Origin of the sequence: Stenotrophomonas sp. 17(2023) (assembly GCF_030345315.1) — a bacterium.
GTDB classification, from domain to species: domain Bacteria; phylum Pseudomonadota; class Gammaproteobacteria; order Xanthomonadales; family Xanthomonadaceae; genus Stenotrophomonas; species Stenotrophomonas acidaminiphila.
Genome location: NZ_CP128405.1, coordinates 386,729 through 409,107 on the forward strand (window position 1 = coordinate 386,729; position 22,379 = coordinate 409,107).

The 22,379-nt window shown below is 59.6% G+C and carries 13 protein-coding genes, 1 tRNA gene and 1 pseudogene; 10 read left to right on the top strand and 5 right to left on the bottom strand.

The window, feature by feature from the left end:
- Nucleotides 1–45 precede the first annotated feature (45 nt).
- From rpoD to tcmP (QQA12_RS01665), 7 genes are all read left to right on the top strand, one after another.
- Nucleotides 46–1,899, top strand: a complete 1,854-nt coding sequence (rpoD, locus tag QQA12_RS01635) for an RNA polymerase sigma factor RpoD (protein ID WP_054661650.1) — start codon at nt 46–48, stop codon at nt 1,897–1,899.
- Nucleotides 1,900–2,038: 139 nt separating this feature from the next.
- The gene (locus QQA12_RS01640; protein ID WP_226050542.1) at nt 2,039–4,372 is read left to right on the top strand and encodes a GH92 family glycosyl hydrolase; all 2,334 of its coding nucleotides are present in this window, start codon (nt 2,039–2,041) and stop codon (nt 4,370–4,372) included.
- 69 nt (nt 4,373–4,441) lie between these two features.
- Nucleotides 4,442–4,517: transfer RNA gene (locus QQA12_RS01645), tRNA-Ile, on the top strand.
- Between the two features lie 176 nt (nt 4,518–4,693).
- Nucleotides 4,694–5,908 (top strand): integrase arm-type DNA-binding domain-containing protein, encoded by a 1,215-nt coding sequence (locus QQA12_RS01650; protein ID WP_226050541.1) that lies wholly within the window; start codon nt 4,694–4,696, stop codon nt 5,906–5,908.
- Nucleotides 5,909–6,008: 100 nt separating this feature from the next.
- The gene (gene tcmP, locus QQA12_RS01655; protein WP_226050540.1) at nt 6,009–6,842 is read left to right on the top strand and encodes a three-Cys-motif partner protein TcmP; all 834 of its coding nucleotides are present in this window, start codon (nt 6,009–6,011) and stop codon (nt 6,840–6,842) included.
- A gap of 128 nt (nt 6,843–6,970) precedes the next feature.
- Nucleotides 6,971–7,714, top strand: a complete 744-nt coding sequence (locus QQA12_RS01660) for a phage Gp37/Gp68 family protein (protein WP_226050539.1) — start codon at nt 6,971–6,973, stop codon at nt 7,712–7,714.
- A 9-nt stretch (nt 7,715–7,723) separates the two neighbouring features.
- Complete coding sequence (gene tcmP, locus QQA12_RS01665; RefSeq protein WP_226050538.1) at nt 7,724–8,992, top strand: three-Cys-motif partner protein TcmP; 1,269 nt, start codon at nt 7,724–7,726, stop codon at nt 8,990–8,992.
- Nucleotides 8,993–9,027: 35 nt separating this feature from the next.
- On the opposite strand, the gene QQA12_RS01670 is transcribed toward tcmP (QQA12_RS01665), so the two are convergent.
- From QQA12_RS01670 to QQA12_RS01690, 5 genes are read right to left on the bottom strand one after another with little or no spacing between them, the layout of a single operon-like run.
- Nucleotides 9,028–9,846 carry an IS3 family transposase gene (locus QQA12_RS01670; RefSeq protein WP_226050537.1) on the bottom strand — a complete coding sequence of 273 codons (819 nt, stop codon included), beginning with the start codon at nt 9,844–9,846 and terminating at the stop codon, nt 9,028–9,030.
- The gene (locus QQA12_RS01675; protein ID WP_104937861.1) at nt 9,846–10,160 is read right to left on the bottom strand and encodes a DUF1153 domain-containing protein; all 315 of its coding nucleotides are present in this window, start codon (nt 10,158–10,160) and stop codon (nt 9,846–9,848) included. Before QQA12_RS01675 ends, QQA12_RS01670 begins: the two co-directional genes overlap by 1 nt.
- Before the next feature lie 48 nt (nt 10,161–10,208).
- The gene (locus tag QQA12_RS01680; RefSeq protein WP_226050536.1) at nt 10,209–12,917 is read right to left on the bottom strand and encodes a TnsA endonuclease N-terminal domain-containing protein; all 2,709 of its coding nucleotides are present in this window, start codon (nt 12,915–12,917) and stop codon (nt 10,209–10,211) included.
- Nucleotides 12,910–15,042: a site-specific DNA-methyltransferase gene (locus QQA12_RS01685; protein ID WP_289211195.1), complete on the bottom strand. Its 2,133-nt coding sequence runs from the start codon at nt 15,040–15,042 to the stop codon at nt 12,910–12,912. The genes QQA12_RS01680 and QQA12_RS01685 overlap by 8 nt, the downstream gene beginning before the upstream one ends.
- Nucleotides 15,042–18,041 carry an ATP-dependent DNA helicase gene (locus QQA12_RS01690; protein ID WP_226050535.1) on the bottom strand — a complete coding sequence of 1,000 codons (3,000 nt, stop codon included), beginning with the start codon at nt 18,039–18,041 and terminating at the stop codon, nt 15,042–15,044. Before QQA12_RS01690 ends, QQA12_RS01685 begins: the two co-directional genes overlap by 1 nt.
- A 95-nt stretch (nt 18,042–18,136) precedes the next feature.
- On the opposite strand from QQA12_RS01690, the gene QQA12_RS01695 reads away from it, so the two are divergent.
- The 3 genes and pseudogenes from QQA12_RS01695 to QQA12_RS01705 all read left to right on the top strand — a co-directional run.
- On the top strand, nt 18,137–21,430 hold the full coding sequence (locus tag QQA12_RS01695; RefSeq protein WP_226050534.1) for a DUF3883 domain-containing protein: 3,294 nt from the start codon (nt 18,137–18,139) through the stop codon (nt 21,428–21,430).
- A gap of 103 nt (nt 21,431–21,533) precedes the next feature.
- Complete coding sequence (locus QQA12_RS01700; RefSeq protein ID WP_226050533.1) at nt 21,534–21,986, top strand: hypothetical protein; 453 nt, start codon at nt 21,534–21,536, stop codon at nt 21,984–21,986.
- A gap of 100 nt (nt 21,987–22,086) precedes the next feature.
- Nucleotides 22,087–22,236, top strand: a pseudogene (locus QQA12_RS01705) (transposase); the annotation flags it as partial.
- Between the last annotated feature and the right edge of the window lie 143 nt (nt 22,237–22,379).

Here is a 22,379-nt window from a genome sequence, read left to right on the forward strand (position 1 = left end):
ATAGTAGGTTCTCTATCTTTCCCCAGCCGGTGGCGCGAGCACTACATGGCCAACGAACGTCCTGCCCAGCAGTCCGATATCAAACAACTGATCAGCAAGGGCCTGGAACAGGGCTACCTGACCTACGCCGAAGTCAACGATCACCTGCCCGACGACATGGTCGATCCGGAGCAGATCGAGGACATCATCGGCCTGATCACCGGCATGGGCATCGATGTCCATGAAGTGGCGCCCGATGCCGACACGCTGATCCTGAGCGATGGCAACACCGGCAACCGCGAGGTGGATGATACCGCCGCGGAGGAAGCCGCTGCCGCACTTACCGCACTCGACACCGAAGGTGGCCGCACCACCGACCCGGTGCGCATGTACATGCGCGAGATGGGCACGGTCGAGCTGCTGACCCGCGAAGGCGAAATCGCCATCGCCAAGCGCATCGAGGAAGGCCTGGGCCAGGTGCAGGCGGCGCTGGGCACCTTCCCGCCCGCGGTCGAGGCGGTGCTGGCCGACTACGAGCTGCACAAGGAAGGCAAGAAGCGCCTGGCCGAGATCATCGTCGGCTTCAACGACCTGGTTGAGGAAGAGCCGGCGCCGGCCGCCACCGACAGCGACGACGCGTCCGACGACAGCGATGCCGAGGCCGACGAGGACGAGGACGATGTCGGCGGCGACGAGGATACCGGCCCGACCGGTCCGGACCCGGTGGAAGTGGCCAACCGCATGGAGCAGCTGGCCAGCGACCTGGCCAAGTTCAAGAAGGCCCACGCCAAGGGCGACCTCAAGACGCAGGCCAAGCTGCGCGAGGAACTGTCGGCCACCTTCGTCACCCTGAAGCTGCCGCTGCCGCTGACCGACGTGCTGGTGCGCCTGCTGCGCGACACCATGGGCCGGATCAAGGCCCAGGAACGCCGCGTGCTGCACCTGGCCACGGTCACCGCGCGCATGCCGCGCAAGGACTTCATCCGCTCCTGGGAAGGCAACCAGACCAACCTGGAATGGGTCGAGGACGCGATCAAGCGCAAGCAGAAGTGGTCCTCGGCACTGCGTGACGTCAAGGACCAGATCGTCGCCGAGCAGCAGGCCACGCTCGACGTGGAGAAGGAATCGCACCTGAGCCTGGACGAGCTGAAGGAAATCAGCCGGGTCATGGCCTATGGCGAGGCCAAGGCGCGCAAGGCCAAGAAGGAAATGGTCGAGGCCAACCTGCGCCTGGTGATCTCCATCGCCAAGAAGTACACCAACCGCGGCCTGCAGTTCCTGGACCTGATCCAGGAGGGCAACATCGGCCTGATGAAGGCGGTCGACAAGTTCGAATACCGCCGCGGCTACAAGTTCTCGACCTATGCCACCTGGTGGATCCGCCAGGCGATCACCCGCTCGATCGCCGACCAGGCGCGCACCATCCGCATCCCGGTGCACATGATCGAGACGATCAACAAGCTCAACCGCATTTCCCGCCAGATGCTCCAGCAGTACGGCCGCGAGGCCACGCCGGAGGAGCTGGCCAAGGAAATGGACATGCCGGAAGACAAGATCCGCAAGGTGATGAAGATCGCCAAGGAGCCGATCTCGATGGAAACCCCGATCGGCGACGACGAGGATTCGCATCTGGGCGACTTCATCGAGGACACCAACGTGGAGTCCCCGATCGACAACACCACCAACATCAACCTGTCTGAAACCGTGCGCGACGTGCTGGCCGGCCTCACCCCGAGGGAAGCCAAGGTGCTGCGCATGCGCTTCGGCATCGACATGAACACCGACCACACCCTGGAAGAGGTCGGCAAGCAGTTCGACGTCACCCGCGAGCGCATCCGCCAGATCGAGGCCAAGGCGCTGCGCAAGCTGCGCCACCCCAGCCGTTCCGAGCAGCTGCGCAGCTTCCTCGACATCGACTGACCGGCCTGCGGCCCCGCCGCGGCACCGAAGAGAAGGCCCCGCATCGCGGGGCCTTTTCGTTTTGTGGCGCCGCGCCGTTACCGCGATGGCGACGGATGTTATCTTCGATGGGAATTGGATCGATCCAAGGGGACGGGCAATGGCAGTCGGACAGGCGAAGTGGATGGTCGCGCTGGTGCTGCTGGCAGGCACGGCGATGGCCGGCGAGAGTGCCGGCGAGCGCGCACTGGCGGCGGTCGACCCGTTCATCGGCACTGGTGGCGAGGGCCACACCTATCCGGGCGCGACGGTGCCGCACGGCATGGTCCAGCTCAGCCCCGACACGCAGATCCGGTCGCGCAGGGACGGCTATGGCTGGGCCGCCGGCTACCGGCATGACGACACCACCATCGTCGGCTTCTCGCATACCCACTTCTCCGGCACCGGCCACTCCGACCTGGGCGACGTGCTGCTGATGCCGCTCAGCGGCGAGGTGAAGTACGAGCGTGGCGACGTCGCCCGGCCGGGCAGCGGCTACACCTCGCGCTTCGACCACCGCAGCGAGCGCGCCGAGCCGGGCTACTACGCCGTCACCCTGGACGACTCCGGGGTGCGCGCCGAACTCACCGCCAGCGCGCGCGTGGGCATGCACCGCTATACCTTCCCCGCGGAGCGGCCGGCGCATGTGCTGGTCGACCTGCGCACCAGCATGTACGACTACCCGGGCAAGATCCTGTGGTCGCGCCTGCGGCTGCGTGCGGATGGCACCGTGACCGGTTACCGCCAGACCCGCGGCTGGGCGCCGGGACGGGAGCTGTACTTCGCCATGCGCTTCTCGCGGCCGCTGCGCGGTCACGCTTTCCACGACACCGAAAGCGATGTCGTCTACCGTGGCTTCCCGCCGCCGGCGGACAAGGACCCGGGCGCGCGTGCGCAGATCGAGGGCCGGCAACTGGTCGGCAGTTTCGACTTCGGCCCCGGCGGCCGCGAGCCACTGCTGGTCAAGGTGTCGATCTCGCCGGTCAGCGAGGACAGCGCGATCGCCAACCTCGATGCCGAAGCGCCCGGGTGGGATTTCGACGGCATCCGCGCCGCCGCGCGTGCGCAGTGGGCGCAGGCGCTGGCGGCGGTGGAGGTGGACGCACCGCCGGCGCAGCGCACCGCGTTCTACACCGCGCTGTACCACAGCATGCTCGGCCCGACCCTGTTCATGGACAGCGATGGCCGCTACCGCGGCCCCGACAACGCCGTGCACCAGGCGCAGGGCTGGACCCACTATTCGACCTTCTCGCTGTGGGACACCTATCGCGCGCTGCACCCGCTGATGACCCTGCTGCAGCCGCCGCGGCGCAGCAGCGACATGGTCAACTCGCTGCTGGCCGCGCGCCGCGAAAGCCCCTACGGGATCCTGCCGGTATGGTCGTTCCACGGCCTGGAGACGTGGTGCATGATCGGCTACCACGCGGTGCCGGTGATCGCCGATGCCTACATGAAGGGCATCCGTGGTTTCGACGCCGACGAGGCGCTGCAGGCGATGGTCGCCAGTGCCGACTACGGCCCCTATGACGGCATCGCCCAGTACCGCGAACTGGGTTGGGTGCCGATCGACGAGGAAGGCGAGGCGGCGAGCAAGACCCTGGAGTACGCCTACGACGACTGGAGCATCGCGCGCATGGCCAGGGCCATGGGGCGGGACGATATCGCCGCGGAATTCACCAAGCGCGCCGGCAACTGGAAACACGCCTTCGATCCGTCCACCGGCTTCATGCGCGCGCGCAGGCGCGACGGCAGCTTCCGCGAGCCGTTCGATCCGGCCGCCAGCGGCTACGGCAGCGACTACACCGAAGGCAATGCGTGGCAGTACTCGTGGTACGTGCCACAGGACGTGGCCGGGCTGGCCGCCGCGCACGGCGGTGCGGACAGGCTGCTGCAACGGCTCGACGAGGTGTTCGATGCGAAGGTGGACCCGGCGGTGTTCGAGCACATGGAAGACATCACCGGCCTGATCGGCTGGTACGCGCACGGCAACGAGCCCAGCCACCACGTCGCCTACCTGTATGCCTACGCCGGCCAGCCGTGGCGCACCCAGGCCCGGCTGAAGCGGATCATGGACACCCAGTACGCGCCGCGCCCGGACGGCCTGGCCGGCAACGACGACCTCGGGCAGATGTCGGCGTGGTACGTGTTCACCGCACTGGGCTTCTACCCGGTCACGCCGGGGAGCAACGAGTACATCATCGGCCGCCCGTTCCTGCCGCGTGCGCGCCTGAACCTGCCCAACGGCAAGCACTTCACCCTCATCGCCGAGAACCTGGACGATGCCCATCCCTACATCGGCAGCGCCACCCTCGACGGCAAGCCGCTGGACCGTGCGTTCCTGCGCCACGAAGAGATCATGGCCGGCGGCGAGCTGCGCTTCACCATGCAGGCCACGCCCAACCGCGACTGGGGCACCCGGCCCGACGCCCGCCCGTACTCGCAGTCCACGCACTGAGCCGCGCATGCCGGAGCCGCCGGCGGTGGCCGCCTGCCGCGGCCTCCACTACACTTGCGCACCGGCAGCGGGCCTATAGCTCAACGGTTAGAGCAGAGGACTCATAATCCTTTGGTTCCAGGTTCGAATCCTGGTGGGCCCACCACAAAGCAGTCCAAAGTTGTCCGAGTTGGTCCGACGGTTCCCGATAAACCCCGATAATTGTTGGGGTTTTGTGTGGCACGGTCCAAGCTGATCCACTTGAATCCGGAATGGAAGTGAGTCAGGCTGTGAGTCAGAGGGTATGATCTATGCTCGATGACTCACAATCGCCTGACTCACATGCTGACTGACACCAAGCTGCGCTCCCTGAAGCCACGCGAAGATGCTTACCGTGTCGCCGACACGAATGGCCTGTGCATCGAGGTGCGGCCGTCCGGGGCGAAGGTGTGGCGCTATCGCTATCGCCACTCGGGCAAAGCAAGCATGATCACGCTGGCCGAGTACCCGATCATGTCGCTCGGCGAGGCGCGAGCCGAGCGGGACCGGCTACGGGCATTGGTCAAGGGCGGTGCTAACCCCGCCCAGGTAGCTCGTATCGAGCGGGCTACGCAGGCCGAGCGAGCCGAATCCACCTTCAGTGTGGTCGCCGTTGAACTGCTGGAGAAGCGAACCAAGGAGGGGCTGACTCCCGGATCGGTAAAGCGCGAGCGCCGCCTGATCGAAAAGGACCTGGCGAGCATCGGCGATATCCCGATCACGGACGTAACGGCGCCGTTGCTACTGGCAGCGTTGCGTAAGATGGAGAAGCGCGGTGTTGCCGAGACAGCACATAGGACGCGCTCGCTTGCTAGCCGTGTGTTTCGTTATGCGATTGCCACTGGACGGGCGACATCAAACCCAGCCGAAAGCTTGATCGGAGCGCTGGAGCAACCCCAGACCAAGCACTTCGCGAGCATGACCGACCCAGTTCAGATCAGCGATCTGTTGCGGGCAATGTATTCCTATCAGGGGTCGCCCGTGACCTTGGCGGCACTGAAGCTGGGACCGATGCTCTTCGTGCGGCCTGGGGAATTGCGAAAGGCTCGCTGGGAGGATGTTGATCTTGAGAAGGCGGAGTGGCGCTTTGTTGCCAGCAAGACAGGAACACCCCACATCGTGCCCCTTTCGTCCCAGGCGAGAGAAGTCTTCGAGGACCTGAGGCCTCTCACTCGTCGGAGCGAATTTGTCTTCCCGGGGGTAAGAAGTTCGAAGCGCCCGATGAGTGAGAACACGATCAACGCCGCGTTGCGGAATCTTGGCTTCGATGGCGACACCATTACGGGCCACGGCTTTAGGGCCATGGCGAGAACAGTTCTGGATGAGGTTCTGGGTTTCCGCCCGGACTACATCGAACATCAATTGGCGCATGCGGTCCGCGATCCGCTTGGGCGTGCCTACAACCGCACTGCACACTTGGCCGAGCGAAAGAAGATGATGCAGGCGTGGGCCAATTACCTTGATCAGCTCCGAGAAAGCACGGGAAAGGTCGTTTCGATCAGGCAAAAGGCTGGATAACGCAGGGCGAAACTCTGACCCAAGGCAGCTCATTCTTGGCCAGACATGCGGTAGGCTGATTCCGTAACCAGCGTGCGCCTTTAGGGGGAAGGGGACGTCTATGCCGACAAAACGGCCGGAAGAACGTTACGACATAGATCCGGTCGACGGCGGTCGGCGTGAAGTCGTCGGTAGTTGGGCGCAGGAGAAGCACCTGCGCCTGCGTCATTACGTGGATATCAGTCGAGCCGCCAGGCGCAAGTTTGACCGCAATTCGACTTTCATCGACCTGTACTGCGGGCCGGGTCGGGCCGTCGTCAAGGACACGGGGGAGGTGATCCCCGGCAGTGCGATCGCAGCCGGTGTCGAGGCAGCGCGGTACGCCTCATTTGGAGCGATTCATATCGCCGACCTTGACGCCGTCAATGTCACCACCTGCCTGGACCGACTAAACCGCGAAGGACTAGGGCCGACTTCCACTTACACCGGCAAGGCAGAGGAGACAGCGCGACAGGTTGTCTCAAAGCTATCGCCTTCAGGCCTGCACTTTGCGTTTTTGGATCCCTACAGTGTCCAGGCATTACCATTCGAGGTCATTCGGATCTTGGCAGAGTTGCCAAAAATTGATCTTTTGATTCATTTCAGTGCGATGGACATGCAGCGTAACGTCAAGCAACTAATGTCGAATGGCAAGCTGGACGTGTTCGCCCCCGGCTGGCGTGATCACGTGAATCCTGCTGTGCGGAACGACGTTGCCGTGCTGGCTGTCTTTCGGCATTGGTGCGGACTGATCAAGAGGCTGGGTTATCAGGACGTGAGCGACAATGTCGAGCTCGTATCCGGCTCCAAAAATCAGCCGCTGTACTGGCTCGTGCTGGCATCGAAAAGCACCTTGGGTCAAGCCTTCTGGGGAAAGGTCAGCAATGTGACTGCGCAACATCGCTTTGATTTCTAGATCTGTTTTCGTCAGTTCGGGGTGCGGATTGCAGTCGTTGTTGCTCCCGCCGTTAAGGTGTGCTGGTCGGTGCCGGTCCCCGTTGTACCCAAGCCGCTAGTACTATTCTCCAACCGGAGAGTCCAGCTATGACTACGTCTTCCCGCATCGAATGGACCGAGCAAACATGGAACCCCATTGTGGGCTGCACGAAGATATCCGCGGGGTGCAAGCACTGCTATGCCGAGCTAATGGCCCGTCGCCTCCAAGCCATGGGCACCCCGGGCTATGAGAACGGCTTCGCCCTGCGGCTGATTCCAGAGCGCCTCAGCGACCCGCTCAAGCGCAAGAAGCCGACAATCTACTTCGTCAACTCGATGTCCGACCTCTTTCACGAAAAGGTCCCCGTGGACTACATCGATCAGGTGATGGACGTGATTGCGCGCACCACTTGGCACAGCTATCAGATCCTAACCAAGCGTGCGGCCCGCATGGCCAGATACTTCAAGGCCCGCTCGGTGCCCGAGAACGTGTGGCTCGGGGTATCGGTGGAGAACCGTCGCCATGGCGTTCCGCGCATTGACCACCTTCGTTCGGTCGACGCGCGGATCCGATTCCTGTCAGTGGAGCCCTTGCTGGAGGATGTCGGTGTACTGGATTTGAACGATATCCATTGGGTCATTGTGGGTGGCGAATCAGGCCCTAAGGCACGCCCAATGAAACCAGAGTGGGCCGATGCGGTTCGCATCCAATGCGAGGAGCAGGGGGTGGCCTTCTTCTTCAAGCAGTGGGGCGGCTGGGGAGCCGATGGCAAACGCCGAGCCAAGGCCAAGAACGGAAGGCTGCTCAACGGCCGCACCTGGGACGAGATGCCAGCGCACGCTCCAATGTAGGGAGGAACAATGGCAATTTCTCAGTATCACTGGGATGAAGGGAAGCCTGCCACGATCCGGCAACACAGTATCGCCAAGCATGAGGTGCTGCGAGAGTACCTGATCGCTTACCTTCAGACCCTTGTCGTCTCACCTGCCCAAGATATTCTGACGGTCACACTGGTTGATGGCTTCGCAGGCGGTGGAATTTACATCCACGAAGACACTCGTGAACTCGTCCTGGGATCACCCTTCGTATTTCTCGAAGCTGCGAAGGAAGCCCAGGCACTGATCGCTCTGGGCCGGAACAAGCCCCTCCATTGGAATTTGGATTGCTTCTTCGTCGAAAAGAACCGTAATGCCCATAAGCTCTTGACGTCCGAATTGACCGGGCGTGGCTATGGTGACCGTGTCGGCAAGGATATCCATCTCATCCGCGGTGCGTTCGAGAACAACGTCGAACAGATCATGTGCTTCGTCAGGCAGAAGAGTCCGCGAAAGGGACGCTCCATCTTTCTGCTCGATCAGTATGGCTATGCGCAGGTTCCAGCCTCGCAGATTCGATCGATCTTTCAGGCGCTACCCACCGCCGAAGTAATCATGACCTTTGCCGTGGACGCCTTCATCAACTTTGCCAGCGATTCCCAGGCGACGCAGCGACAGCTTGAGAAGCTTGACCTTCCCGACGTCCTCAAGGGGCGAACTTTCGACGACATCAAACAGAATGAGAGGGATTTCAGGCTCTACATTCAAAGTTGCCTCTATCAAGGCCTGGTCGAACGTTGTGGTGCGAAGTTCTTTACGGTCTTCTTCATTCGCACCAGTGGACATGGGGACTATTGGTTGGTTCATCTGTCGCAGCATCCGCGCGCCCGTGACGTCATGACCACCGTTCACTGGAATAAGAACAACCACTTCATCCACTACGGCGGTGCAGGGCTGGACATGTTCCGCGCCCTGGGATACAGCACCAGGGACGATCGGTCCTTCACGGGTCAGAACGAGCTGGGCTTTTGCTTTGATGATGCCGCCGGCGATGCCAGCATCAATGCCCTGGTCAATCAGATATCGCCCTTGGTCCATACACGTCCCGAAGGAATTTCCTTCGGGGAATTGTTTTCCAGCCACTGCAATAGCTCTCCAGCCGACAGCGCAAAGTACCGAATGGCACTGGAGCAACTGGTATCGCACAAGGAAATTGTCATCACTTCCTCAACAGGGGCGCGAAGACTTCGCGCCAGCACGATTGGTTATCGTGATGTCCTGACCACGGCCCATCAGAGGTTCTTCAGCTTCTAGGCTACGGTGTAATGACCCAGCGGCTTCTGCACAGGTCAGGCCGCCAAAACGTATGCCTCAGCGGGGGGCTTCACACACAGCGCCAGATGTGGGCGCGGGTGGTTGTAGAACTGGATCCAGTCGCCGATCACGCGCATCGCATGCTGTTGGCTTTCGAAGCGGTGCCGGTGTGCGCATTGCTCCTTCAGTGTCCGGATGACGCGTTCGACCATGCCGTTCTGCTGTGGACAGTGCGGGGTGATGAATTCCTGCCGCAATCCGTAGCTGCGCACCAGGCGCGTGTAGTGGCGGCTGGTGAAGACCAGTCCGTTATCCGAGCGCAGCAGGAACGGTTCGGGAACGCGGCCGAGCGTACCGAAGCGCGTGATCAACGCCTGCTCCAAAGCCGCTGCCGCCGTCGTCGCACGGCCGGTTCGCGACAGATGCCATCCCAGCAGTTGGCGGGTGTGGCAGTCGATCACCAGCGCCAATGTGAGCCAACCATCACGGCCGCCCCAGATCCGGCACAGATCGGTCGCCCAACGCTGGTTCGGCGCCGAGGCCACCGAGGGCAGTGCTTGGATGCGGGGACGCATACCCACAGCGCGTTTGCGTACCTGCCAGCCCATCAACTGGAAGATCCGTTGCACCGTGTTCTTGTTCATGCCCAGCAATCCGGCGACCGTGCGATAGCCAAACGAAGGTTCGGCCTCGATCAGTTGCTTGATCGGGCCGGCCAGCTCCAGCCGCACCGCCGGTGCAGTTCTCACTGGCCCGTAGTAAACCGTCCGACGCGGCACGTCGAACCAGCGGCACAACTGCGACATCGAGACCGCCACGCCGTCATTGCGCAGTCCCTGCTGGATCGTGACCATCAGGTCTCGTCCTTGCCCAGCAGGGACGCCAATTTTTTTCGTGCACGTAGCTCCAGCATCGCCTCGCCATACGCCTCCTGCAGATCCTTGAGCTGCCGCTCATACTGCTCGCGCACGTCCTCCGGCTTGGCACGCAGCGCGTTCTCCATCCCGCGCTTCCCGTCATCGACCCAGCTCTCGATCTCTGATGGCGGCAAGTCGAACTGGCGACTCGCCTCCGACACAGTGGTCTTGCCCTGGATGATCTCCAACACCAGCGCCGACTTCCGCCGTGCTGTCCAACGTTTGATCTCTTCTTCCATTACTGCGCTCATCGGTGTCTCCTTGAAAAGGTTACACCTGAGCAGGAAATCACTGGGTCATTACAGGAGCACCCTGTACTCCCGAGAATCCGCCTGAGACGAAGGTAGGATGCGGTACTCCATGCCGCTGGCGACTGCCATCTGGCTGGCGAAGTCCTTCTTGGCTTGCACGACCGCATCTTCGATCTGGTTGTCGGCCTTCACTTCGACGATGACGTACTTGAGTGATCCATCCGGCTCCTCCCTCTGGAGAACGAAGTCGGGGTAGTAGCTACGTACCGTGCGGGACTCAGGATCGATGTACTGGACGAAGAACTCGGATTGGCCGTGCGTAAGCATGCCGGTGAAGTAGAGCTTTCTGACCTTCTTCTCCCGAAGAAGATCCCAGAACAACTGGCGCTCGGAGCCCGAGTCGAAGCAATAGGCATCAAGGTGGAAGCTCTTGGTTCTTTCCTCATCGGACAAGGACGCGTCATCGCGCCTTGCGATCTTGTCCTTCGCAGCACTGACTTCGTAGTAGCCCTTGTCGGGAATCTTGATGAGCTCAACCTCGTGCTCTTCTTTCTCTTCGGACGGATCCAGCTCGTACAGCAGGCGAAACAGGCGGGGAATGATCTCGTCGTATAGAAGCTCGTTGAACTCGTTGGTCATGGCGACGAGTTCATCCGTGCCTTCCTGCGTAGAGTCCAAGATTTCCTCGATCTCCAAGGGGCTTCGATTCAGGTAGCGAGATACTTCGGCGACCAAAGTCAGGCGCGAGAACGCACGCTTCACGCGTCTGTCAGTCAGGTCGAATGTGCGGCTGTCTTTTACGCGAGCTGCGTCATCAGCCGTCAGGCCTTCCTGCTGGGTTTCGATCAGACGGTACTTCTCGATCAGGGAACCCCATGCGTCCTTATCGGATCGGTCCAGGCCCAGCGGTTGGCCCGGTTTAACCTCCAACTCCCGGATGCTGTGCAGCTTACGCACGCGAACAAGCTTGATCTTGACCGGAGGAGGCACAACGTGCACCTGAATCGCCTCCTTGTCCTTGCCCTTCTTCTGCAATTCTTCTGCCGTAATGCGGAAGTTCTGCTGAAGCTCGTCGTTCAAGATTTTCAGGTTGTCATCGGACAGATAGACGTGACCAGTGTGCTGCGCTTCCCCAATGGCGCGCAAGCAGCGCATGGAGGCCTGCAGGATAAAAATCTTTGACCTTGGTTCACGGAAAAGGCCAACAGAGAATAGGGACCGGCAATTCCAGCCCTCCCGACCCTTGTTGACCAGGAGAATGAACTGCTTCTCCGAGTCGGTCGTATCGAGTCGGTTGAACTCGCGGATGTCGTCGTTCAAGGTGACCTTGTCGTCACCCACATTGACTAGGATTCTAGACGCTGGGATGCCATATCTGCGTAAGGAATCCTCAACGGCAGGGCGGAGTTCCTGTGTCAATTCGTCAACCGTCGCCGCAAAGAACGCGATTTTCGGGAGCATCCCTTCCGGCCTGAGACCCCGGGTCTCGGTCAGGAAGCTCTCAATGGCGATGTCGACAAACTCGCTCGTACGTGTGTTGGTGTAGCCGTGCAGAACGACCTTCTTCAGGAAACCCTTCTCTATGGATTCGGATAGGCCATAGGCATAGACAACTTCCGGAAGCACGTCGCGACCCACGTAAGGTGTGCCCGTGTAGTTGAAGCAAGCGACGACATGAGTGCCGGCATCCTTCAGGCTCTTGGCCAGCACGTCGATGGTGGTGCGCAGGCTGGTGTCGTTCTCCTTTTGACCGATACCCATGTCCTTTGCCAGCGTCTTGCCGAAGGCGTGGTGTGCCTCGTCCACGTAGATGCCCAATTGCTCCAGCCGGCGCAGCTTCTCGAAACGCTGGTTGGTGGTCAGGTCGGCCTCATCCTCGGGCTGGTCGAAGCCATAGAGGTCGGCATTCTCGTCGTACACGCTCGAAGGCGTGAGGACTTCCGCCGTGGCCCCGAACAGCTTGTCGGTGGCGTTCTTGTCCTTGTGTTGGCGCTTGAGAATGATCTTCTGTGTGTTGGAGACGATGACGTTGAACTTGGACCTATCCATCGTGTCCAGCGAGGTGCCGGATTCTTCCAGGTAGTGGAAGTGCAGGTTGGTCGCCATCCATGCGACGTACTCCGGCGGGACGACCAATGCGAGGTCGAAGCCTTCGATTTCTTTCAGTGATTGCAGTACCGTCTTGTCCGGCGCGAACACCAGGGCGTTGTGGCAGAACTCGGCCGCCTTCGGGAATTTGTTGGCGAGCAGGAACTCGTAGAAGATGCACGTCGCCATCAGGATGGTTTTGCCGGTGCCCATCGTCAGCGCGAAGATGTAGTTGGGGTACATTCGACTGTTCCTGCGCATCCGGTCGAACAGGGCCTTGTACGAGGTCAGCTCCAGCTCGTCGGAGTCGCCGAACTGGAACATCTCCTGCCCGGCGGTGCCTCGGAACGAGCCGAACTGCCGCCCCTCGAACTTGCCGCTGCGCTCGTACCACGCCTTGAAGACTTCTTCGACCTTGGCGTTGCCAAGAAACTCCTTCAGGAAGACATACGTTTCCAGGGCCTCGAACTGCGGCTGGCGCAGGAAGGCCTTGGGGTTTCTCTCCGGGTCATTGAAGTCCAGGAACTTGCGGGTAAGCTCGCGGTAGCTCTGGCGAACCTTGCCCTTGTTCGACTGGTAGAACTGCCACAGGAAGCGGAAGAAGGCGAAGTCGAGCGAGGCGGTTACGCTCGTCGTGGTTTCCTTGGCCTTGCGCGTGCCTTTAGCCATTGTCGATGCTTCCTTCCCAAGATTCGGACAGCACGTCGACGATCTTCACGCGAATGGTGCCCGCGTCGGCAGGCACTTTGTACTTGCCGGCCACCAGCTCGTTCTTGTCCGGGATGTCCACCGAAGCCGGTTGCAGCACTGCGCCATCGTAGTTCCAGTCGATCAGCACCGACTCGACCAACTCGCGCCAGTCGCCCGCTGATTCCTTCTGCAAGGATAGCTTCTGCAGCAGGTTCATCGGGTAGAAGCGTTCGATGACCAGTTCTCCCTTCTTGATGACGACCTGGGCCTCGGAATCGCGTTTGAACTCCAGGTTGGACTTGTCGCGCAGGATGTCCACCACCAGCACGTCGATCAGGTAGGGCTTGGCGGCTAGCACCAACTGGGCAGCCAAATCGGGCTCGTGACCCATGCAGACCAGCGTAACCTTTTCGACCGGACGCGTAGGCGCTTCGGCCTTGCGGCGTTCCCAGGCCTTGTAGTCAAAGCCGGCGATCAGTTCATTGAGGTCGGCACGGGTGGCAATGCGGTTGACGGGCATGATCTTGACCATGCGGCCGTCCTTCTCGCCGTCGAACACGGTGCTGAATTCGAGCTTCTGGATCTCCAGTGCTTCGATCAGCAGTTCCTTGGCCTGCAACGGATTGCGGAACACGTCGTAGTGGTTGACGTTGTAGAGCTCGAATCCGGTGTAGTGCTTCTCGTCACCGCTCAACACGGACCGACGCAGTTCATCGGTGACACCAAGCAGGCGCTTTGTCGTCGTCTGGATTGCGCCGAGGTTGATGTCCGCACCAATGAACCGGCGTCCAAGTTTCATTGCGACAGCCTGAGTTGTTCCTGACCCCATAAAGAAATCAAGAATCAAGTCACCAGGCTTTGAGGAGGATTCAATGACCCTCTCGAGAAGTGCCTCCGGCTTTTGTGTCGGATAGTCCAGTCGTTCAGTTCTGTCGGCAGGCATCAGGTATGGAAGACGCCAAACGTCATCCAGAGTGCGATGAGTCTCATCGTAATAGACAAGCTCACCATTTTCGTCGCGCGCTTGCTTCAAAGATTGCGTTTCTTTATCCCAGACTCGCTTTTGCTGACGCTTTGGTTGATCTCTAAGTTCACGAATGGGTGTGAAGTTGAACTTTCCCGGCATCTTGTACGAAATCAATACATCATGGTTTGCGGCAAAACGGCCCACATTACCTTGCATCTTGTTGTAGTAATGCCAGACAATCTCATTGACGAATCCATCTTTGCCGAAAATCTCGTCAAGGATCAGCCGCAGATAGGCATTTGCATGCCAATCGCAATGCAGATAAACAATGCCATTGTCTGCAAGCAACTCACGCGCAATGACCAGTCGTTCGTACATAAACTGGAGATACTCATCGTTCGTCCAGATGTCGCCGTACTGCTTCTCCTCGAATGCAGTTTGTTCAGCTTGGATCGACTTTCCTCGAAGCGCAATCGTCTTCTTGTATGTCGCCTTAGAATCAAAAGGAGGGTCGATGTAGATGAGATTTACCTTTCCACGGTGGCTCTTCAATAGGTGACTTAGAACCTGAAGGTTGTCGCCCCAAAAAATCTTGTTGCGCCAGCCATCTATTTCCTCTCCGTGGACTTCTTTCAACTGCGCCGGATAGAACTGCGTTGCCGTGAACGGGCGCTTGCCACGCCAGTTCAACATCGGATAACCCTTGATCGGCTCAAACTCATATTTCTCGACGTTGGTGGTGCCGTTGTCGGGCGTGGGCAGTGGCAGGCCGTTCTGCACGGGTTTTGTGTTACTCATCGGAGTTCTCGCGTAAGGCGGGTTGACTGTTCTTGCTTGGCTATTTTGCAGTGGCTTTGGCATTGTGGGTGGTGCGGGGTTAGTCGCGTCCAAAAGCCTGTCTATCAAGGCTCTTTTTCTCCCCTTGGATTCAACTCCGACTGTCTCGCAGAGTTGCTTGACCTCGCTCTCGCCGAGGTAGCTAAGTAGTTCCTCCGGCGTACAGCGCCGCGCAGATGAGATCGCGTCGGCCAATGCCTTACGCTTTCGCTTGTCCTCAACACTCAATTCGTAATCGTCAACGACCTGTCGAAGCGTTGAGGTGCTGGCGACCGCGATAATACTTGGCTTGAGTCTCATCAGTCCTTCCTAAACTTCCAATTCTTGTTGTCGCAATAGGCCCGCATATCGCACTCGACGCACAGCTTGGCCGGCCGCGCCGCCATCTGATAGTCCTGCCGCTCGATGCGGGCCACGATGTCATCAAACCGCGCGATAGTCTTGCCGATCGCGCGGTCGTCCTTGGGGAAGGAGACGTAAGGGTTTCCGCCTTCCTCGCCGGTGTAATACAGGTGCATCCGGCTGACCTTCTGCCCGGTGCGCTCTTCGACCAGATGGGCGTACACCTCCAACTGGCTCTGGTACTGCTTCAGCCGTTCCTTGTCCTTCTCCATGTCTGGCTTCTTTTCCGACTTGAAGTCGATGATCTCGACCGTGTCGTTCTCGCCCCGGATCAAGTCCACGCTGCCCTTGAGAATGTAGCTGTCCTTGACCAGCGAAATCTCGACCTCGGCCTCCTTGATCCTGTCCCAATGCCCCTTCTCACGCTCGTAGTAGCGCAGGATGTGGTTCATTGCCGCCCGCTGCGAGCCGGGCGCCAAGTACACGCGCTCCTTCTTCGAGAGCGTGGCGTAGTTGGCCGAGAACCAGCCCTCGATCGTGCCCACATTGAGCGTGCTTTCCTCGCCGCGCAACACTGTCTTGTGGATATCCTCAATGGTTTGGTGCACCAGCGTACCGAACAGGATCTGGCTCTCGCGGATAGGCGCGAAGTCCAGCTCCTTGAAGAAGCGGTATTGCTCGGCACAGTTCTCGAACACGGTGATGTGCGAGGTGAAGGAATACTCGCGCTTGAGGTTGATCTCCTTCACCGGCTCGTACTTGAGCGCCCCCAGGTCCACGCTGCGCCACGGCGGTAGCTCATCGAACATGCGCTCGAAATACTTGGACGGCGCTCGGCGCTGGCCTTTGCCCTCGCGCTGCTGTGCGGCAAGCACCAGCAGGTTCTGCGGCCGGGAGAATGCGGTATAGAACAGTCGCCAGAAGTCGAAGGTCTTGATGTGCGCTAGGGGCTCGAAGGTGGCCTTGGACAGGTAGCCGCCTTCCTCCAGCAGCACATCCATGTCCTTGTGCTGCTTGCGAGGCACGGAGTCCATCGATCCGCACACCACCACCGGAAACTCCAGACCCTTGGCCTGGTGGATGGTCAGGAAGCTCACGCAGCCCTTGGGCGCGTAATCCGCTACGTCCTCGTATTCGCCAATGCCACCGTCCTTCAAAAAGCGCACGTACTGATTGAAGAGGGCGACCAGATTCCGATCCAGCCACTCCGGGTTCAACACGTTGACGTGGTGTAGGTACTCGAACTTGGTCAGCAGGCTGGATAACGTGGCGAGGTTGCGCGCTGCACGGCCCTTGTCCACGCCCTGGGTGGCTTCCTCATGGAGATAGCGGGAGAACAGCGGGAACTGCAGCAGCTGGTAGAACAGGCTGGAGAACGCATAGTCCGTACTCTGGGCCAGCACGACGTGGTGCTTCGCCAAGGGGCGCGCCCAGTCCAGAAGGGCCTTGTTCTCCGGCTTGCGCAGCTCGTCGGCGAAAGGCTTGAAGCACTGTTGGTCGTAGTAGTCCCAGATCGGCAGAGTCGCACCCTCCGCCCATACTCGCACCTTGGAGAACTGCGGAAACAGGAAGATCAGCGCGCCGATCATCAGCCGCACTTCTTCCCGCTCGAAGAACAGGTTGGAGCGGGGTGAGTAAACCGGCACGCCGGCCCCTTCCAGGAAGCGAGCCAAGTCTTGGACGCGGTTGCTCTTCACCGACTGGTACAGAAAGGCGACCTGGTTCCAGTCGGTCAGCTTGCCGGAGTCCTTCAGGGTGTTGAGGAAGCTCAACACCTCGGCGTGCCAGTTGGCGCTTTCGTCAGTGGGATCGACGGCCCGGAGCTTGAGGACGGCCGGAACGTCCGGAAACTCTGCTTCGCGCGCCTGGATCTGCTTGTCGTAGCGGAAGCTGCGCTCCCCGTCATCCCACGCCTGTTCGCGCATCCACGCGTTGTAGAAGCGAATGATGTCCGGGTGCGAGCGGTAGTTGACCGCCAGCCTGACCTGCTTGCACTGGCCATCGGCGAAGAGCTTGGGGAATTCGAGGATGTTGCGGATGGTCGCGCCACGGAAGCGGTACAAGCCCTGATCGTCGTCGCCGACCACGCACAGGTTCTGTTTCTCGTCGGCCAGCAGCAGGAGCAGGCGTTCCTGGATAGTGTTGGTGTCCTGGTACTCGTCCACCATCAGGTAGGACAGCCTGGCGCGTATCGCCTCCAGCACCTGAGGGTGCTGTTCCAGAAGCTTCAGCGCCTCGAACTGGATGCCGGAGAAGTCCAGCGCATTGTGCTCGGCTAGGAGTTCCTGATAGCGCAAGAACAACAGCCCAAGCGCCTTCACCTCGATCTCCGGGGCGTGCGCCAGCACGTTCGCGTCCAGTGCCTCCTCGCTGACCTTGTTGAGCCAACGCAGCAGGTTCTCGGACTGGTTCCAGCGACCGATGGAGTCATCGCCCATGACCAGATTGGCGTCCGCGATGGCGCGGAACTCTTTGATTCGCTGATACAGGAAATACTGCTGATCGAATTGATCGAACAGGGTGAAGCTGCGCTTGAGCCGCGTGTATTCTTGGTGGTCTTCCAACAGCCGCAGGCAAATGGAGTGGAAGGTGCCGAGGTACATCTCGTTCAAGTTGAACTTGATGTCCAGGTCGGCCAGCCGGTTGGAGATGCGGGTGGTCAGCTCGCGCGCCGCCTTGTCGGTGAAGGTGACGACCAGCAGCGACTCCGGCGCAACACCCTTTTGGGTGATGAGATAGACGATGCGCTCGACGAGGGTGAAGGACTTTCCCGAGCCTGGACCGGCGATGATGAGTACGGGCCCCTCCGTGGCTAGAATGGCTTCGCGCTGCTGTGGATTGGCCGTGCTAAGTAGTGTCTCTTCGTTCCACGACATCAAAGCCCCCGTTTGGCTTTCAAAGTCAAGCCCGGCGGCGGCTCCGCCGCCATCCATAGGGGCGTCGCCCTCGGTGGGCAAATAGGCCTCAATAGTCGCATGAAGTGGTGAGAATTTGCACCGCTCCGTTACCCTTGCGAACATCGGAACGGGGAATGGTCTTTTAGGAAGATATGGTGGCGTCGAACTACGAGGAAATTTGCCGGCAGAATCGCGAGGACTACGGCAAGAAGGGGGCGAGAAAGTCAGGCGACCTTGCCGCCGGTCTCTATGACGCCGAAACCCACTTTATCTATGAACTGCTCCAGAACGCAGAAGATGCGCTCAAGCGCCGTGGCGAGTCCTGGGAAGGATCCCGGCAGGTCAGCTTCACCCTGAGCGATGCCCGGCTGGAAGTATCCCACCACGGCCACCCGTTCACCGAGAGTGATGTACGAAGCGTCTGCGACATCTCCGAGAGCACCAAGGACGAGAACTCGATTGGTCGCTTCGGACTGGGCTTCAAGTCGGTGTACAAGGTATCAGATTTGCCGGAGATCCATTCTGGCGACGAAGACTTCGTCATAGAAGACTATGTCTTCCCCAGAACTGCAGACAAAGTGCGGCGTAACGGCGATGAAACCCAGATCTTCTTGCCGCTGAAGACTGGTGGGGGCGCGCTCAAGAGCCGCATCAGTGCGGGCCTCAAAGCGTTAGGTGCGAGCTCCCTGCTCTTCCTCCGCCACATTCGGGAAGTTTCCTGGAGTATCGAAGGCGGCGAATCCGGTTTGTACCTGCGCGATGACCCGGAAGCTTTGGGTGACAACGTCAGCCGGATCAAGGTCATTGGTCAGGGCTCAGGGTCGGTGGATGTCGACCAGGATTGGCTAGTGTTCCAGCGCGACGTGGGCAAGGGACGCGTTGAATTAGCCTTCTCTGTCGTCACGGAGAAAGGCAACAAAGGCAAGTGGTCAGTGCAGCCGCTCCCGTCGTCGCCTCTAGTGGTGTTCTTCCCAACGGCCCATGCCACCAATCTTGGGTTCTATTTGCAAGGCCCATTCCAGAGCACCCCCAGCCGCGACAATATCCGGAGTGACGAGCCCTGGAACCATCACCTGGTCGCCGAAGCCGCCTCGTTGTTGGTCGAGGCCATAACCTGGCTGCGCGACAATAAGCGGCTGGACATAAACGCCTTGCGTTGCCTTCCCCTGGACAGAGCCAAGTTCTCCGAAGGTGGCATGTTCACGCCGTTGTTTGAGGCGACACTGAAAGCGTTCAAGGATCAGCGCTTCCTGCCTGACAACGATGGCGGCTACCTGCTTTCCGAAGAATCGAAGTTGGGTCGCACATCCGGGCTGCACGAGCTGTTCAACAGTGATCAGCTTTCGACACTGTACGGTGTAAAAAACACCCATTGGCTTACTGGCGAAATCACGCAGGATCGTGCCAATGACATCCGACAGTTCATCACCAAGGAGCTGGAGATCAAGGAAGTCCATCCTCGTGACATCTTTCCGATGTTGACCAAGAGCTTCCTTGAATCGCAAACCGACGAGTGGATTGAAAGCGTGTACGAGTTCCTGAAGGATCAGAGCGCAATCAAGCCGCTGCTGGCGAACACGCCGCTTGTTCGCCTGCTCGACGGAACACATGTTGCGGCCAAGACGGATGGCCAACTCAATGCCTTCCTGCCGACAGGCGAGGAAACCGGATTTCCGACTGTAAAGCCTTCGGCTTGCACCTCCGAGGCGGCAATCGAATTCCTGACATCACTAGGGCTGCATACGCCTGATCCGGTTGATGCGGTCATTCGGAAAGTACTGCCGAAGTACCAGGAAGACGGTGAAATTGACGTTTCCAACTACGAGGAAGACATTGCCAGAATCCTTTCGGCGTTCAAGACGGATTCTGCGTCAAAGCGTTTCCTCTTAACTGAAGAACTAAAAAAATCCTGCTTTGTCATGGCAATTTCCACCAGTAATGGTGACGACTATCTTGAGCGGCCTGGAAGGATTTACATCGCCACTGATCGGCTGGTCAAGTTGTTCGATGGCGTGGAAGACGTGTCCATTGTGGATAACAGCTATGACTGCCTAAGAGGCGAGGATGTTCGCGAACTTTTGGAGGCGTGCGGAGCATTACGGTACCCGCGGCCCGTGAGAACGTCTCGTGAGCACTGGTGGAGTGATCGACTCAAGGCGCTTCGTGTCCTTTCAGGCTATCCGGAAACCTCGGGGCAGAACGATCATGTCGAAGACTGGATGCTTTACGGCTTCGCAAAGTTGATAGAACACCTGCCGAACCTTTCAGTAGAACAACGTATCGACCGTGCTCGCTTGATCTGGGAGAGCCTCGGTGACTTGGAGGAGCGTCGAGGGCGGGGTGTTTTTGAGGGGACGTACACTTGGACGCATCGCGGCAAGCGAAATTCCCCTCCCTATCCCGCTTCGTTCGTGCGGGATCTCAATGAAGCATCATGGGTTCCTGATGCGAGTGGCGACCTAGTTCCACCCCAGCTTGTCGTGTTTGAGAGCCTTGGCTGGAAGGCGAATCCATTCCTTCAATCCAAGATCATCTTCAAGCCAAATGCCTTCGATCAGTTAGCAAAGGAAGCAGACGTTGACCCCGCCGCTCTTGACTTGCTGCGAAAGTTTAAGCTGACAGAATCTGATCTAGCTGCACTGGTAGCCGAGAAGTTCGGTGTCGCGCGGCCTTTCGATGAGGTAGATGCTGCACCCAAGGTTCAAGTACCAGAAGCACCGGCCGGCATAGATGCAGGGGGCAATCCCACGCCTGTAGGCTCCGTCTACGACGAGAACAAGGACTTGTACGGCGATGATATGCCTGACATCCCGGAGGGCTCGCATGATCTGCAGGATTCCGAAGCTAGCGGCTTCGGTCGTGGTGCTAGTGCACAATCAGGAAACAGATCGTCGGTGAATGGCCGAGTTGGTGGTGCTGGAGGTGGAGGAAGCTGGACCAGCGCCTCTGGTAGCAGCTCATTTCCGGCAGCGGCTGGATACGGAAAACGCACGCCAGGCAGCGTGGGCGGTCGCCCATTCATTTCCTATGTTGGGGCTCATCCAGACGAGGAAGAGGCGGATCCAGATGGCCTCACTCAGACACAGCGTATGCACATTGAAGCGGAGGCTATAAAGCACATCCTTGAAGCAGAACCGTACCTGTATGCGACTGAAGCCGGTAACGCAGGCTTCGACTTGCTGGAGAAGGATACGGGTAACCAGCCCGTACGCTGGATCGAAGTCAAGGCCATGACTGGCGCTCTGGAGCATCGTCCTGTGACGCTGTCGCATACCCAGTTCCGCCACGCTCTACAGAAGCACGAGGCTTATTGGCTGTATGTCGTAGAGTTTGCCACTATCCCCCAGCAGCGCCGCATCTTGCGCATCCGGAACCCGGCGGGTACTGCTAAATCGTTTACCTTTGACGAGGGCTGGAAAGCAATCGCGTCGTCCAGTCCGCCGGAATGACGTTCGCAACTACCTTACCCGAAGTTGGCCCGGCCTGGCCGGCAGTCGTACCACTTGGCGACGATGCTGCGGATTCAATTCCTTCAGTACGAGGGATCCTTGGATGGAAGAGGTGCTGGTCGAAACGCTGGTGATACGTCGGTTCGCGAAGTTGGGTGGTATGGATGACATCCCGGATGGGGCGACAATCTTGAGCTTCTGCCACCTGCTGGAGATGCACGGCCGGGCCAAGAAGATCTTCAAGCAGGTCAACATGCACTTGCAGCGCAAGAGCCAGGGCCAGCGGTTGGGGACGATCGTCGACGCGTCGAGCTCTACGAATAGCGCGGATGGCGAGCGCGACCCGGAGATGCATCAGGTGAGGAAGGAGAACCAGTTGCTCTTCGGTATGAAGGCGCACTCGGGGTCGACGATGTATCGGGGCTGGTGCGCCGCGTGGAATGCACAGCGACAAATATGTTGGACGTGTCGAAGGCGCACAGGCTTCTGCACGCAGGAGAGGATGTGGGGTCCGGAGATGGTGGCTACTAAGGCATCGCCAAGTGCGATGAGTTGAGCAATGCGAGCGCGGCCTGATCGCGGAGAAGCCGTCTGTGATCAAAGCGATGAAGAGCCTGTGCGAGCAGAAGCAAGTGCACAGGCTGGAGTGGTTGAATTCCAGCGTTCGCGCGGAAGTGGAACACCCGTTCCGGGTAATCAGGCGGCAGTTTAGCTACGCGAAGGTTTGCCATCGCGGCATCGCGAAGATCGCGGCGCAAGTGCTGACGCTGTTCGCACTATCGAATCTGTGGCTGTCGCGCCGGTGATTGATGCCGGCGGCAAGATGAGTGTGTTCGCTGAATGGCGAAATCGGTCGAGTGGTGACGAATAGAGCCGAATCTCGCTGCGATCCTCGCGTCCCCCTATTTCGAGTCGAGAAGCTCGAAACCAAGGCGGTTCGGTAGGTTGT

Excerpts from the sequence above, each read along its gene's own strand:
- QQA12_RS01685 (WP_289211195.1), bottom strand. The coding sequence starts at position 15,042 with ATGAGACTCAAGCCAAGTATTATCGCGGTCGCCAGCACCTCAACGCTT.
- rpoD (WP_054661650.1), top strand. The coding sequence starts at position 46 with ATGGCCAACGAACGTCCTGCCCAGCAGTCCGATATCAAACAACTGATC.
- QQA12_RS01650 (WP_226050541.1), top strand. The coding sequence starts at position 4,694 with ATGCTGACTGACACCAAGCTGCGCTCCCTGAAGCCACGCGAAGATGCT.
- tcmP (WP_226050540.1), top strand. The coding sequence starts at position 6,009 with ATGCCGACAAAACGGCCGGAAGAACGTTACGACATAGATCCGGTCGAC.
- QQA12_RS01670 (WP_226050537.1), bottom strand. The coding sequence starts at position 9,846 with ATGGTCACGATCCAGCAGGGACTGCGCAATGACGGCGTGGCGGTCTCG.
- QQA12_RS01660 (WP_226050539.1), top strand. The coding sequence starts at position 6,971 with ATGACTACGTCTTCCCGCATCGAATGGACCGAGCAAACATGGAACCCC.
- QQA12_RS01700 (WP_226050533.1), top strand. The coding sequence starts at position 21,534 with ATGGAAGAGGTGCTGGTCGAAACGCTGGTGATACGTCGGTTCGCGAAG.
- QQA12_RS01680 (WP_226050536.1), bottom strand. The coding sequence starts at position 12,917 with ATGGCTAAAGGCACGCGCAAGGCCAAGGAAACCACGACGAGCGTAACC.
- QQA12_RS01640 (WP_226050542.1), top strand. The coding sequence starts at position 2,039 with ATGGCAGTCGGACAGGCGAAGTGGATGGTCGCGCTGGTGCTGCTGGCA.
- tcmP (WP_226050538.1), top strand. The coding sequence starts at position 7,724 with ATGGCAATTTCTCAGTATCACTGGGATGAAGGGAAGCCTGCCACGATC.
- QQA12_RS01675 (WP_104937861.1), bottom strand. The coding sequence starts at position 10,160 with ATGAGCGCAGTAATGGAAGAAGAGATCAAACGTTGGACAGCACGGCGG.